Origin of the sequence: Paenibacillus agaridevorans (genome assembly GCF_018604145.1) — a bacterium.
Lineage (GTDB): Bacteria > Bacillota > Bacilli > Paenibacillales > Paenibacillaceae > Pristimantibacillus > Pristimantibacillus agaridevorans.
Genome location: NZ_CP075889.1, coordinates 3,501,482 through 3,515,602, shown reverse-complemented (window position 1 = coordinate 3,515,602; position 14,121 = coordinate 3,501,482). Strand labels below are relative to the sequence as shown.

Genomic DNA, 14,121 nt, shown 5'->3' with positions numbered 1-14,121 from the left:
GAACGCGCTCCCCACTGGTTCAAATGCAAATGTTTTCGTTCTCCCTACTATGCTAAAATAAGGATAGAAAGGAGGCGAACGTATGATCGTGACTGTAACTGCTAAACTCAAAATAAAACCGTCAGAAAGTCAAATGAGGGTACTGCAACAAACGATGATCGCTTATCGGCAGGGCTGCAATTTTGTCTCTGCTCTTGTGTTCGAGAAGAGAGAGCTCGGGCAGCCTGCCTTGCACCGAGTGACGTATCAGCCCCTCCGCAGCACGCTTGGCCTGCGCTCTCAAATGGCTCAATCGGTGATGAAAACCGTGATTGCCAAATACAAAGCCCTTCGGAGTAACGGCCATGCCTGGACGCTTGTACGCTTTAAGAAGCCGGAATATGATCTTGTCTGGAACCGGGATTACTCGCTGAACCTGTGCGCTGGGCTGTTCTCCGTCAATACGCTGCTGGGCCGTATCAAGGTTCCTTTCGAAGCGAAAGGAATGGAAGCTTATTTCGACGGTTCGTGGACTTTCGGTACGGCCAAGCTGGTGTATAAAAAGCGGAAGTGGTTTTTGCATATTCCGGTATCGAAAGAAATAGCCGTTCCTGAGCTGACGGAAATCGAAAACGTCGTTGGCGTTGATCTGGGCGTCAACTTTGTAGCCACGGCGTATGGCACCGATGGCAAAACCGTATTCTTTCGAGGAAGAGAGCTCAAACAAAAACGAGCGAACTACAAAAGGTTGCGTTCGGAGCTGCAGCGCAAACAAACGCCTTCGTCCCGTCGCAGGCTGAAGCAAATCGGAGAACGAGAAAACCGCTGGATGACCGATGTTAATCATGGAGTCAGCAGGGCACTCGTGACCCGGTATGGGGCGAATACGCTGTTTGTACTTGAAGATTTGACAGGGATTCGGGGAGTAACGGAAAAGGTCAGGCGTAAGCATCGCTATGTGACGGTATCGTGGGCGTTCCGCCAGCTTCGCGAGATGGTAACGTACAAGTCGCAGCTTGCGAAAGCGATGACCATTGCCGTAGATCCAAAAAACACCTCGCAAGCCTGTCCGATATGCAGTCACACGGCAAAAGGGAACCGGGATAAACGGGGGCATCGATTCCATTGCCTGGCCTGTGGCTATGCAAGTAATGATGACCGGATCGGTGCGATGAATCTCTGTCTGAAGGGAAAAGAGTACCTTCTACAAGGTGCAGGCCTAGCATGACTAGGTTTGCAGGGTAGCTGTCAGTCTGCCCAGTGGTAAGCGAAGGCTTACCTGCGGATGTAACACCACGTTCTTCGGAACGCAAAAGATCGGAGTCGCACAAGACGTTTGTACGATCGGGTCGTTACAAGCTCCCACTTCAAACGATAGTTAAGTGGGGGTCATTGACCAAAATCAAGTTAATCGATTGGTGTCAAATCCACGTAAACGCGGGATAAAAGTGACTGCGTTTCACGATCACTGGCTAAATGAAACCCCTCGTTTAATGTATTTGCACCGTACTCTGTTTAGGGGAAACGGCCCTTTTTCAGAGTCAAGTGAATCAACTGCTGTCAAACCTTCGCAGAAAAGGGATCAAAGTAACAGCCGTTCATAATCATTGGCTGTTTGAGAACCCGCGTCTTATGTATATTCATTGGGAGTCGATCGATAATCCCATTGCATTCGCGAGAAAAGTGAAACGGTCTATTGCATTCTTAGGTTAACTTTGATTCATATTCGGTAACAAGGTTATGACAGAAAAGTCCTTCATCAAGCTGCGGCTCCGTTGCTTGGGATGGACTTTTTTTGTGTTATAATAAGGGGAAGTTATTGACTGTTGGAAACGAGGTGCTAGTCGAACCTATGGAAAAATGGATGTTAATCGACGGCAACAGCATCGCTTATCGGGCGTTTTTCGCGCTGCCGCCGCTCACGAATTCTGCCGGACTGCATACAAATGCGATTTTCGGCTTTACGACGATGTTGCTCAAGATGCTGGAGGAGCAGGAACCTACGCATGTGCTGGTCGCATTCGACGCAGGCAAGGTGACGTTCCGCCACGAAGGCTACAGCGAATACAAAGGCGGAAGGCAGAAGACGCCGCCGGAGCTGTCGGAGCAATTTCCGGTGCTCAAAGAATTGATCTCGGCCTTTAACATTAAGCAATTCGAGTTATCCGGCTATGAGGCCGACGATATTATCGGCACGCTTACGAAACAAGCCGATGAATCCGGCGTGCAAGCCATTGTCGTTACCGGCGACAAGGATATGCTGCAGCTGGCCTCGCCTGGCGTAACGGTTGCGGTTACGCGCAAGGGCGTCAGCGAGGTGGACTGGTATACGCCGGAAGCCATCGACGAGCGATACGGCCTGAAACCGCTTCAGATCATCGATCTCAAAGGGTTGATGGGCGATACGTCGGACAATATTCCCGGCGTGCCGGGCGTGGGGGAGAAGACGGCGCTTAAGCTGCTGCACGAATATGGCAGCGTGGAGAACGTGCTGGACAATTTGGCAGTGCTTAAGGGCAAGCTTAGGGACAATATCGAGACTCACAAGGACGACGCCGTCATGAGCAAGAAGCTGGCGACGATCTACCGCGAAGTTCCGCTGGATCGGGAGACGGAGGATTTGCGCTGGGACGGCTACGACCATGCGAAGCTCGGCGAGTCGCTGCGCAAGCTGGAATTCCGGACGCTTCTGGAGCGGCTGGAGCTGGCTTCGGAGAGCGGCGCAAGCGAATCCGACGCCAAGGCAGCCGCAGCCAGCCTTAATGTGACTGTTCCGACGGGCGGGAAGGATGGCGAAGGAGAGATCCGCAGGCTGCTGAAGTCCTTGGATTCATCGGACAAGCATGGCCTATACATAGAAGCGATCGGCGAAAATCCGCATCACGCAGAGCTGCTTGGTCTTGCCCTCGCCTTGGAGGATGAAGTGTTCGTATTTCCTCTGGAGGAGCTGAAGGCAGGATACGCAGAAGGCTTGCGCGAGTGGCTGGCTTCCGAGGAGCGTCCGAAATACGGCTTCGACCTGCACAAGTCGGAGCTGGCGCTGCGCTGGGCGGGTATCGCTCTGGGAGGAGCCGCGTTGGATGTTCAGCTAGCGGCTTATCTGTTAAATCCGACGGATACCCAGTTGTCGCTTAGCGCTATCAATGAACGGCTAGGCCAGACGGGCGTTCCTTCGGACGAAGCCATATACGGCAAGGGAGCAAAGTTTAAGGTGCCGGAGCCGGATACGCTGCATCGTCACCTCGCGCTTAAGGCGGACGCCGTGCGGCGGCTTGTGCCAGTTATTAACGAAGAGTTGACGAGGACGGGAATGAGCGGGCTTTATTTTGATTTGGAGCAGCCGCTTTCACGAGTGTTGGCAGGCATGGAACACCAAGGGATCAAGGTGGAGCGCGGTGAGCTGCAGTCGCTCGGCGAGAGACTGGAGTCGCAGCTGACTTCCATTATGGCCGATATCTATAGCAAGGCCGGAGCGGAGTTCAACATCAACTCTCCGAAGCAGCTGGGAGAAATTTTGTTCGAGAAGCTGGGTCTTCCAGCCAGGAAAAAAACAAAAACCGGCTATTCCACGGATGCCGAAGTGCTGGAAGAGCTGGCGCCCTATTCGGAGATCATTCCGCCGATCCTTCACTTCCGGCAATTGGCCAAGCTGCAATCGACCTACGTGGAAGGTTTGCTGAAGGAGATTCGCGAGGAGACGGGCAAGGTCCATACGTATTACCGTCAGACGATCGCGGCTACGGGAAGGCTGAGCAGCCAATTCCCGAACCTGCAGAATATCCCGATCCGGCTGGAAGAAGGGCGCCAGATCCGCAAGGCATTCGTGCCGTCGGAGCCGGGCTGGTCCATTCTCGCGGCGGACTATTCGCAGATCGAGCTGCGCGTGCTTGCCCATATTTCCGGCGATGAAAATTTGAAGGAAGCGTTTATTCACGATATGGACATTCATACGAAGACGGCGATGGACGTTTTCGGCGTAACGGCGGAGGAAGTGGACGGCAATATGAGACGTTCCGCCAAGGCAGTCAACTTCGGCATCGTGTACGGGATCAGCGATTTCGGTTTGTCGCAGAACCTGGGCATTACGCGTAAGGAAGCTTCGGCGTTTATCGAACAATACTTTAATGTGTTTAAGGGCGTACGGAAGTATATGGACGATATCGTCGTAAAGGCGCGCGAAAATGGATACGTAACGACGCTGCTCGACCGTAGAAGATATTTGCCCGAGATTAAGGCCTCCAACTTCAATCTGCGATCGTTTGCCGAACGTACCGCGATGAATACGCCGATCCAGGGCACGGCTGCCGATATTATCAAGCTGGCCATGGTGCAGATGGATGAGCAGCTTCGCGAACGCGGTTTAAAGAGCCGTATGTTGCTGCAGGTACATGACGAATTGGTATTCGAGGTTCCGCCTGAAGAGATGGAGCAGATGAAGAAGTTGCTGCCAGACGTGATGTCGAACGCGATTAAGCTGGATGTGCCGCTCAAGGCGGATGTCAGCTACGGCGATAATTGGTATGAGGCAAAGTAGAGGAAGTATACGCACAACCCCCGCGGATGCAGTATAATGGTAGCCAGAGGTGAGGAGACATGCCTGAACTACCAGAGGTAGAAACGGTTAAACGTACTTTAATTCAACTGATCGGCGGCAAGACCATTCAATCGGTCAAGGTAAAGCTGCCTAGAATTATACAGCGGCCGGCAGAGCCCGAAGCATTTGAGCGGGCGCTTGTCGGACGCACCGTGCAGACGGTGGAGCGTAGAGGGAAGTTTTTGCGCATCGTGCTCGACGGTTTGATATTGGTATCGCATTTGCGCATGGAGGGCCGTTATGGTCTGTTCGAAGCGGACGAGCCTGTAGAAAATCATACCCATGTGCTGTTCCGCTTCGAAGACGGCACCGAATTGCGGTACAAAGATGTAAGACAATTCGGCACGATGCATCTGTTCTCGCCGGGTGAGGAGTTCCTGCTGCCGCCGCTAAACAAACTGGGACTGGAGCCGCTGGAGCCCGGGTTTACATTGTCTGCGCTTCGCGTACGCCTTCAAAAGCGCACGACGAGGATCAAACCGCTGCTGCTTAACCAGGAGCTGATCGTCGGACTTGGCAATATCTATGTCGACGAAGCGCTGTTCCAGGCCCGCATTCACCCGGAACGGAAGCCGTCCAGTTTGAGCGGACCGGAATGGAAGCGATTGTATGCCGCCATTATCGAGACATTGTCCCGCGCAGTAGAGGCCGGCGGCTCTTCCGTCAAGTCCTATGTTAACGGTCAAGGAGAGATGGGGATGTTCCAGCATCAGTTGCTTGTCTATGGCCGCAAGGACGAGCCTTGTCCGAACTGTGCTAGACAGATCACCAAATTCGTGGTCGGCGGGCGCGGAACGCATATTTGCGAACGATGCCAGCCGCTGAAGTCCAAGGTGAACTCGCCTTCACCTGCACGTTAAGTTAATATTGGGTAATTATTGAACGAGTACTGCCGGCATGGACGGAAAACGTCATTGTGCACCGCGGCGCACTCCCCGCATATGATGATGGTGTTACGAACGATAGGCGAATGCCCTTCTAACCCATCATGTCGTTAGTCGGCATTCGCTGATTGCGGGGAGGAGCCTGAAGTTGATTGCACATCTGTTATCCTTGGTTCTGCTGGCCTTTGCCGTCAGCTTGGACGGCTTCGGCGTCGGCGTGACGTACGGGCTGAGGAAGATTCGAATTCCGATTCTGTCGGTGTTGATCATCGCTTGCTGCTCGGGGCTGATTATAGGGTTGTCCATGCAGGCGGGGGGCTGGCTGAGCGGCTTTGTCTCGGAGCACGTCGCCAGGGTCATCGGAGCTTCCATCCTTATCGTGATCGGTTGCTTCGCTCTCGTGCAGCTGTGGCGAGGCAAACATCAGCCGGATTCGGCTGATGATCAGGGGCCGGTTGCAGCCGCTGTTGGCATTAGCGACAGCCGTCTTGCTTCGGCGGGCGGGGAAGACGACGCCATGCAGATGTTTAAGCTGGAGCTCAAGAGGCTCGGCCTCGTTATCCAGATTCTGCGCACGCCGCAAGCGGCGGACGTCGACCGCTCCGGCATCATCTCCGCTTCCGAGGCGGTTATGTTGGGAGTCGCCTTGTCGCTTGACGCGTTCGGCGCGGGACTTGGAGCGGCGCTGCTCGGCTTGCCTGCTCTCTTGACTGCCATCGTCATTGCGGTGTCCAGCGCGATCTTTCTCGTGTGCGGCACGCAGCTCGGCTTGCGATTCGCCTCGAAGCGGGGGATGGGCGCTTTATCCGTTGTACCGGGGATCATGTTGATCATAATGGGGCTTTTCAAATTGTTCTAAATCGTTACGAGTGCGAGGTGAGACCATGATTATCGGATTGACCGGCGGCATCGCAAGCGGGAAAAGCACCGTCTCCCGGCTGCTTGTCGAACGCGGCGCCGCCTTGGTTGATGCCGACGCGGTCGCCAGGGAAGTCGTCCAGCCGGGGGAAGCCGCGCTGGACGAAATCGCGGTCCTGTTCGGACAAGCCGTCATTCAGGAGGATGGCTCGCTTAACCGGAAGGCGCTAGGCGACATCGTGTTTGGCGATAAAGATAAGCTTAAGATGCTGGAGAGTATTACGCATCCCGCCATTAGGCGGCGCATGCAGGAGAAGATACATAACCTATCGGCAGAGAATCCTCGTCGGCTGATCGTCGCCGACATACCGCTCCTCTACGAGACGGGGCAGGTTCAGCTGTATGATGGGGTTATGGTCGTCTATGTTCCAGCGGATGTGCAAGTGCATCGTCTAGCGGAACGTAACGGCATGTCCAGGGAGGAAGCGGAGCAAAGAGTTTCGCTGCAGATGGACATTGAAGAAAAGCGGAAACTGGCGGACTGGGTAATCGACAATAGCGGCACGATAGAGAATACGGCACGGCAAATCGACGACTTATGGAAGCAGCAGGACTGGCAGCCATGAAGAAAAAACGAATACGAGTAAAAAAGAGATTTTATCTGATCCTGCTGGTAGCGCTGATCGCCTTCCTGTTTTTGAAGTCGGACTGGATGGCGAGATGGATGTACCCCGTTCATTATAAGGACGATATACGGGCCAGCGCCGAAAATTATGATTTGGAACCGCATTTGATCGCGGCTATTATTCGTTCCGAATCCAATTACGAGACGGGCAGGGAATCCAGAAAAGGCGCGCTGGGTCTCATGCAGCTGATGCCGACAACGGCACATTGGGTCGTGGAGAAAGCTGGTTTCGATGCCGTCAACGACGATGTGCTGCGGCATAGGGCCGATGTGAGCATCGAGGTAGGCTCCTGGTATCTCGGCTGGCTCCACCATCAATTTGAACACAACGCCATTGCAGCCGTGGCGGCATACAATGCCGGTCAAGGCAATGTCAACAAGTGGCTGGACAGCGGCAAATGGGACGGGGAGCTGGATTCCGTAAGCGAGATTCCTTTTGGCGAGACCAGACACTATGTACAACGGGTTTTTTATTATTATAATAAGTACAAGGATTTATATCCGGAATTTTGAGCATCCTGATCATTGAACATAAACAGAGAAGCCTTGAAGGGCTCGCCGCTTCGGGACAAGCACCTTCAAGACCTCTGTTATACATACGAGCTTAATAAATCAACATTAACGTTGGCCTGCTTGGCCAGCCAGGGATTGCTCAGCGATTTGGACCAGGCGTTTCGTGATGTAACCCCCGATGGAGCCTGTGTCTCTCGTCGCCATGTTGCCGTAGTAGCCGTCTTGCGGAATCGCGATGCCCAGCTCTTGAGCGACCTCGAATTTCATTTGGTCCAGAGCGGCTGTCGCTTGTGGTACTAACAGGTTGTTGCTGCTGTTGTTCGAGCTCATTGATGTTCACCTCCTTGCGGTTGGTAACTGTATTATGTGCGTTATTCCAAATATCATTACAGGAAAGGTATGGCAAAAAAAGAATTAATGATAAAAATTTAGAAAGGAGGCGCCAAGCCTATGAAATGCCCGTATTGCGATTATGCCGGAACAAAGGTGCTGGACTCGCGACCTGCCAACGAAAACAAGTCGATTCGCCGCCGCCGCGAGTGCGAGAAGTGCAGCCGCAGGTTCACAACATTCGAGATGATTGAGGAGACGCCGCTTATCGTCATCAAGAAAGACGGAAGCCGCGAAGAATTTAGCCGCGACAAAATATTGCGCGGGTTAATTCGCGCTTGCGAGAAGCGGCCCGTGTCCGTCGAACGGCTCGAGGTCATCGTCTCCGAGGTAGAAAAGGAGCTGCGGACGACGGCAGTCGCCGAAGTCGACAGCAGCGATATCGGCACCATAGTTATGAGCCAGCTGTATCCCGTAGACGAGGTGGCGTACGTACGCTTTGCTTCCGTCTATCGTCAGTTCAAGGATATCGACATGTTCATGAAGGAACTGAACAGTCTATTGTCTAAACATCCTTTGACCGGCGGAGACCGGTCGTAATTACTCGATTCGACATATGCAAAAATGAAAATCCGTTCCCTTCGGGGATCGGATTTTTTTTGTTACAGGACGATTACAAAGTTTTCATGCAAACAGCATACATTTTACATTGAATTTACACTCCGCATATACGCGCTTTAAAAAAGCTCTCTATAATTCAGTTTGTAGCCAACAAATATAAAGGTGGAGGAATGAAACCAATGAAAAAGATCCAACAGAAAAAAATGTTCTCGGGGGCAATTCTTACAGTAGTAACATCGGCCATGATCGTAACGGGTTGCGGCGGCAACAATACGAATAATTCGGGCGGCGCGGCGACAAACGCACCTACCAACGCTCCGACGGAAGCAGCTTCGCCATCCCCGGAAACAAAGGTTAGCGGGTCTGTAACGGTAGCGGGCTCCACGTCCGTACAACCACTTGCGGAAGAGCTTGGAACAGCATATATGGGTACAAACGGCGATGCACGGATCGAAGTATCCGGCGGCGGATCCGGCGCAGGCGTAAAAGCAGCACAAGCCGGAACAGCCGATATCGGCATGGCTTCCAGAGCCATTAAAGACGATGAGACTGGCATCGAGCCAATCGTGATCGCAATCGACGGTATCGCGGTTGTAGCTAACTCCGCTAACGAAGTAGAAAACCTGACAGTTGATCAAGTTAAAGGAATCTTCTCCGGTCAAATCAAGAACTGGAGCGAAGTTGGCGGCAAAGACGGCAACATCGTCGTTATCAACCGGGAAGAAGGATCCGGCACGCGCGACGCTTTCGGCGAGATCGTGCTTGGCGAAGAGCCTTTCGTAGCTGAAGCGATCATCCAGAACTCGACTGGCGCAGTTCGCGAAGCAGTAAGCCAAGACGCTAACGCAATTGGTTACATCTCCACCGGCGGTCTGAACGATTCCGTTAAAGCCGTTAAAGTCGATGAGCACGAGCCGACTGAAGAAAACATCAAATCCGGCCTTTATCCGATCCAACGTCCATTTAACTTCCTGGTTGGCGATTCCAAAGATCCTAGCGCAGTAGCTCAAGCTTTCATCGACTATGTTCTCAGCGACGCAGGACAGGCAATCGTAGCAGAAAACGGTTATGTAACCGTAAAATAAGTATCCATTATGCAAGAATGGCAATCGCGAGGATAGCAGATCATGCGCTATCCTCCGCGCTTGTTATGGAGATTGAGATTGACTGATTTTGACCGCTGGACGTGGGGGGATTGTCGTTGAGTAGGATCCTGGAAGAGAAAATTGTTAAAACCTTGTTGTTCATAACAGCCATTACGGCCGTATTTAGCGTATTGTTAATCGGTGTGTTCATCTTTATCGAAGGTATGCCCATCTTTTTCAAATATGGCATTGTCGATGTATTATTCGGAACGGTGTGGAACCCTACGAATCAGGTGTATGGCATCTGGCCGATGATCGTAGGTACGATTTACGTAACTTTCGTGGCTATTCTTATCGGCGCCCCGATGGGCGTGGGAGTAGCTGTCTATCTTGTGGAAATTGCTCATCAACGAATATCCCGGATTATTATTCCCGCTGTTGAACTGCTGGCTGGAATTCCATCCGTTGTATACGGCTTGTTCGGAATGTTCGCCGTCCGCGGCGTCATTTCGAGTCTTGAGCGGGGGCCCCTTGCAGAATATTTGCCAGCCAACTACCAGACGGGCTACTCGATCTTGACGGCCGCCATCATACTCGCCGTTATGATTTTGCCAACCATTATCAATATCTCGCTGGACGCCCTTAAGGCTGTTCCGCGCGAGTACAAGGAAGGTTCCTTGGCGCTTGGCGTATCCCACTGGCAAACGATCTACAAAGTGCTTGTACCCGCTGCGAAATCCGGTATTATTACTGCAGTCATACTAGGTGTTGGACGCGCGCTCGGCGAGACGATGGCCGTCATTATGGTTATCGGCAATACGCCGCTAGTACCTGCAATGGACTGGACGGGATTGTTCGCGCCTGCGAGATCCATGACCGCAAACATCGCTCTTGAGATGGGTTATGCAGGACCGGAGCATCAACAAGCTCTGTTTGCCACAGGTATCGTATTGTTTATGTTCATCATCGTATTAAACTCCGTCACGACACTGCTGGTACGCCGGAAAGCGAGGAAGTAAAAACTATGAACAATGTAGTCAGAAACCAAAAAATCGCTTTTGCTTGCCTTAGCGGACTCGGCTTATTGACGGTGTTGGTGCTAATCTTCATTATCGGCTACATCCTGAGTCAAGGCGTCTCCATGATCAACTATGAATTTCTGACTTCGAATCCTCGCAAAATGGGTTCGGAGGGCGGTATATTCCCAGCCATTGTAGGTACCTTGTATCTGGTCGGGACCACGATGATCATTGCTACTCCTATCGGTGTAGGGGCGGCGATCTACCTTAACGAGTACACGGCGCGCGGCAAACTTACTTCCATGATCCGCTTCGCAACGGAAGCTCTCGCAGGTATTCCTTCAATCGTCTTCGGCTTGTTCGGCTTTGCGTTCTTTGTTATTTTGCTTGAACCGATCACTGGTGGCTGGTCGATTCTGTCGGCTTCGTTGACTGGTGTGACCATGGTATTGCCTACCATCGTTCGAACGTCCGAGGAAGCGCTGAAGGCTGTTCCGGACACGCTTCGTGAAGGCAGTCTCGCGCTGGGCACGACCAAGTGGCAGACGATCAAAAGTTTGATCCTGCCAACCGCAATGCCAGGTATCATTACAGGGTTGATCCTGTCGATCGGACGCGTTGTCGGCGAGACGGCAGCATTCCTTCTGACGCTGGGCGGGACGCTTCTTATCCCGAATTCCTTGCTGGACGGAAGTCGAACGTTGTCCTTGCATCTCTACATGGTCGCCATGGAGACGGGAGCCATGGATATGGCATTCGGAACGGCAGCCGTGCTGATCGTGCTGATTCTTATCATCAATTTGACGGCAACCTGGTTATTCCGCAGATTGATCAAGCGGTTCTCTTAGAACTCGTAGAACAATACAGACTAGAAGGGAAGGATTTACGTGGCTACCACTCAAATAAAATCCATTAGCGGCGCAGTGCCGGCCGGCAATACAGTCGAGACCGGAAATTCCGCTCCGCAAATCGTAGCTCAAGACCTGGATTTGTTCTACGGCGAGTTCCAGGCGCTGCACAAAATCAATCTCGATATCTCGGAGAAACAAATTACGGCCCTTATCGGTCCTTCGGGCTGCGGTAAATCCACATTCTTACGTACGCTTAACCGTATGAACGACCTTGTAAAGGGCGTATCTATCAAAGGCGAGGTTCGTATCGGCAACGAAAACATCTACGACAAGTCGGTTAACGTCGTCGAGCTGCGCAAAAAAGTCGGTATGGTGTTCCAGAAGCCGAATCCGTTTCCGATGAGCATCTACGACAACATTGCTTACGGTCCAAGAGCTCACGGCATCAAGAAAAAAGCTCAGCTGAACGAAATCGTGGAACGCAGCTTAACGCAAGCCGCACTCTGGAACGAAGTCAAGGATCGTCTGCATTCCTCCGCAATGGGATTGTCCGGCGGTCAGCAACAACGTCTCTGTATCGCTCGCGTGCTCGCTGTTGAGCCAGAGATCGTACTTATGGACGAACCAACATCCGCGCTTGATCCGCTTGCGACGCTAAAAGTGGAAGAGCTAGTCAACGAACTGAAGCAATCCTATACGATTGTTATCGTAACGCATAACATGCAGCAGGCTGCCCGGATCTCCGATATCACATCGTTTTTCCTGAACGGCAAAATCATCGAAACCGACGTAACAAGCAAAGTGTTTACAAACCCCTCCAACAAACAAACCGAGGATTACATCACGGGCAAGTTCGGTTAATTGTCCGTCATCCATCCCCATATAAGGCCGGCCCTTATCCCCATAGGACGAGGGCTAATTGCCTTGAAAGGGGCGGGAAACTGCGATGTGCGGAATAGAATAATATTACGATAAAATGTGTTGAAGGCATATCAGAAATAAGTACAAAAAAAGAATTGACAAAAATTCCTGCTGTATGGTATGATCTTTCTTGTCGCCACAATAACACGGGGCCTTAGCTCAGCTGGGAGAGCGCATCGCTGGCAGCGATGAGGTCAGGGGTTCGATCCCCCTAGGCTCCACCAAACTTAAAATCCTCAAAACCCTTGCGTAGCAAGGGTTTTTTTATATTCATTTATCAATATAAATTCGTGCGTCTGACTGATTTGTCGATCTTGGGGACGAGAATGGGGACGAAATTACTGACAATTATGTTACAGTCAAATGCTTATATTATTAGCAAGATTCCATCTGATGAAATAGGGCTTGCTAAATCTTGATTTTTTCAATCAGAAAATTTAATCTAGAAAGCTAAAATGGCAGACCTACAGTAAGAAGGTTAATATTCAGCTATGACTCAAAAGCTTGTCGTGTATTGATAAGTCACGCTTATTGTGAACTTGTCGTTTTACATGCTCACCTGTATGACAACCTGGACCCTTAAACTGGCCAAAAAAATTAGGGTAAAACTATACGGAGAAATGTATGCCCGTTCTGATACATAAGATTTGTTTAGACATGCGATGATCACCTACACCATGAAAATGGCCGTCCTGCAAATTTCGAGATAGGGGTGTTATAATTTGTAATGGTGAACCTTATGACATCAGGTGTTTTTCTACTTTCTAAATGCAGTTTTGAAGACATACCCATAAGGTGAAATTGTGATGCTCATGGATAACGGCCGGATTCATAGTGCGAACTCTTCTACAGTTGTTTTCCAGACGAAGTACTCTCCAGATCTCAACTTAGTTGAATGAAAATTGAAATGGCTTAAGAAGATTTATTGCGTCTAAAACACTTGAATTCTCCTCATTGTAAACAATTGTGCTTAAGTTGACAGCTTGCTTCGACTGCGGACACGCGCTCGTCGATGCCAAGTGTGAGAGGCTCGAACGGGGCCAATTGTTTGACTTTCCTTTCCCGCACCTCGGATTCGGACCGTAGAAACCCGAGCAGAGAAGGGGGGGATCGCTGTGGGCGGAAGTAGTTCGCTACTTTTCGTCACACCTGCAAGCTCCTACACAATAAGAACAAGGATTTGGCTCTTGGAAGCTTATTTGCATGCGTATCACATGTTGCCGACGTGGCTTACCCATTGCTTCGTTTGTATGCCTAGAAAGCTATCCAAGCCTTCAATGAGATCGGGACTTTGCCCAAATACAAGTGGACTGTCATAAATTCATGATTGCTTGAAATCTCACTTCAGCGAGAAATATTCATACCAAAATGCTCTCTGTATTGCCCATCTGCTGCGGGAATGTATCGGCATTGCTGAGCATAATGGACGCCAGTGGTTCGGTGATGAGCGAGCTGCTCCAGGCATACTGGGTAATGGCACTCGCCTCCCGTATGGAGGAGAAATCATTCGATACACCGTCATTAGATCCCCTCTTTATGCGGCATGATGCCGTGTTAAGAGATGGAGAGCAGGAATGGACACAAGATAAAGTAAGGGAAAAACATGTATAAAATGACACTAAATCAAGAGTAATCAGGTAACTTAGGAGACGCTTAATGATTTACAAGGAGGGAGTTATGTTTTTCTTAAGCAACCCTGCATACTCTTCGGAAATAATCAGACGGATTGAACCTCCGCATGATTAAGGTGAAGCAAAAGGTTTCAGGTGCATTTCGGCACA

The 14,121-nt window shown here is 51.1% G+C and carries 14 protein-coding genes, 1 tRNA gene and 1 pseudogene; 15 read left to right on the top strand and 1 reads right to left on the bottom strand.

From position 1 onward, the window contains the following. The first annotated feature begins 82 nt into the window (after positions 1-82). The 8 genes and pseudogenes from KJW29_RS14935 (at position 83) to KJW29_RS14900 (ending at position 7,513) form a co-directional block, all read left to right on the top strand. Positions 83-1,207: an RNA-guided endonuclease InsQ/TnpB family protein gene (locus KJW29_RS14935; RefSeq protein ID WP_214630380.1), complete on the top strand. Its 1,125-nt coding sequence runs from the start codon at positions 83-85 to the stop codon at positions 1,205-1,207. 154 nt (positions 1,208-1,361) lie between these two features. Further along, complete coding sequence (locus KJW29_RS36795) at positions 1,362-1,583, top strand: DUF1259 domain-containing protein (RefSeq protein WP_214630379.1); 222 nt, start codon at positions 1,362-1,364, stop codon at positions 1,581-1,583. Beyond that, positions 1,489-1,692: pseudogene (locus tag KJW29_RS14925) on the top strand (DUF1259 domain-containing protein); the annotation flags it as partial. The gene KJW29_RS36795 and the pseudogene KJW29_RS14925, both read left to right, overlap by 95 nt. Before the next feature lie 139 nt (positions 1,693-1,831). Then, positions 1,832-4,513: a DNA polymerase I gene (polA, locus tag KJW29_RS14920; protein ID WP_214630378.1), complete on the top strand. Its 2,682-nt coding sequence runs from the start codon at positions 1,832-1,834 to the stop codon at positions 4,511-4,513. Positions 4,514-4,572: 59 nt separating this feature from the next. Beyond that, on the top strand, positions 4,573-5,433 hold the full coding sequence (gene mutM / locus KJW29_RS14915; protein WP_214630377.1) for a DNA-formamidopyrimidine glycosylase: 861 nt from the start codon (positions 4,573-4,575) through the stop codon (positions 5,431-5,433). 172 nt (positions 5,434-5,605) lie between these two features. Then, on the top strand, positions 5,606-6,316 hold the full coding sequence (locus KJW29_RS14910; protein ID WP_214630376.1) for an MntP/YtaF family protein: 711 nt from the start codon (positions 5,606-5,608) through the stop codon (positions 6,314-6,316). A gap of 25 nt (positions 6,317-6,341) precedes the next feature. Beyond that, positions 6,342-6,941, top strand: coding sequence for a dephospho-CoA kinase (coaE, locus tag KJW29_RS14905; RefSeq protein ID WP_214630375.1), 600 nt, complete (start codon positions 6,342-6,344; stop codon positions 6,939-6,941). Further along, positions 6,938-7,513 (top strand): lytic transglycosylase domain-containing protein, encoded by a 576-nt coding sequence (locus tag KJW29_RS14900; protein WP_214630374.1) that lies wholly within the window; start codon positions 6,938-6,940, stop codon positions 7,511-7,513. Before coaE ends, KJW29_RS14900 begins: the two co-directional genes overlap by 4 nt. A gap of 105 nt (positions 7,514-7,618) precedes the next feature. Here the strand turns inward: KJW29_RS14900 and KJW29_RS14895 are convergent, their stop codons facing one another. Continuing rightward, a complete protein-coding gene (locus KJW29_RS14895) occupies positions 7,619-7,843 on the bottom strand; it encodes an alpha/beta-type small acid-soluble spore protein (protein WP_108992765.1) in 225 nt (74 codons plus the stop codon). Between the two features lie 120 nt (positions 7,844-7,963). Here KJW29_RS14895 and nrdR point away from each other — a divergent pair, with 120 nt between their 5' ends. The 7 genes from nrdR to KJW29_RS14860 all read left to right on the top strand — a co-directional run bounded on the left by nrdR (position 7,964) and on the right by KJW29_RS14860 (position 13,951). Next, complete coding sequence (nrdR, locus tag KJW29_RS14890; protein ID WP_087567916.1) at positions 7,964-8,443, top strand: transcriptional regulator NrdR; 480 nt, start codon at positions 7,964-7,966, stop codon at positions 8,441-8,443. A gap of 200 nt (positions 8,444-8,643) precedes the next feature. Next, on the top strand, positions 8,644-9,549 hold the full coding sequence (locus KJW29_RS14885; protein WP_108992766.1) for a phosphate ABC transporter substrate-binding protein: 906 nt from the start codon (positions 8,644-8,646) through the stop codon (positions 9,547-9,549). 116 nt (positions 9,550-9,665) lie between these two features. Then, positions 9,666-10,568, top strand: a complete 903-nt coding sequence (pstC, locus tag KJW29_RS14880; RefSeq protein ID WP_246608727.1) for a phosphate ABC transporter permease subunit PstC — start codon at positions 9,666-9,668, stop codon at positions 10,566-10,568. A 5-nt stretch (positions 10,569-10,573) separates the two neighbouring features. Next, the gene (gene pstA, locus KJW29_RS14875) at positions 10,574-11,416 is read left to right on the top strand and encodes a phosphate ABC transporter permease PstA (protein WP_087567919.1); all 843 of its coding nucleotides are present in this window, start codon (positions 10,574-10,576) and stop codon (positions 11,414-11,416) included. 75 nt (positions 11,417-11,491) lie between these two features. Beyond that, positions 11,492-12,280 (top strand): phosphate ABC transporter ATP-binding protein PstB, encoded by a 789-nt coding sequence (gene pstB, locus KJW29_RS14870; protein ID WP_087568079.1) that lies wholly within the window; start codon positions 11,492-11,494, stop codon positions 12,278-12,280. 208 nt (positions 12,281-12,488) lie between these two features. Continuing rightward, positions 12,489-12,564: transfer RNA gene (locus tag KJW29_RS14865), tRNA-Ala, on the top strand. Between the two features lie 1,186 nt (positions 12,565-13,750). Continuing rightward, complete coding sequence (locus KJW29_RS14860) at positions 13,751-13,951, top strand: hypothetical protein (protein ID WP_214630372.1); 201 nt, start codon at positions 13,751-13,753, stop codon at positions 13,949-13,951. Positions 13,952-14,121 lie beyond the last annotated feature (170 nt).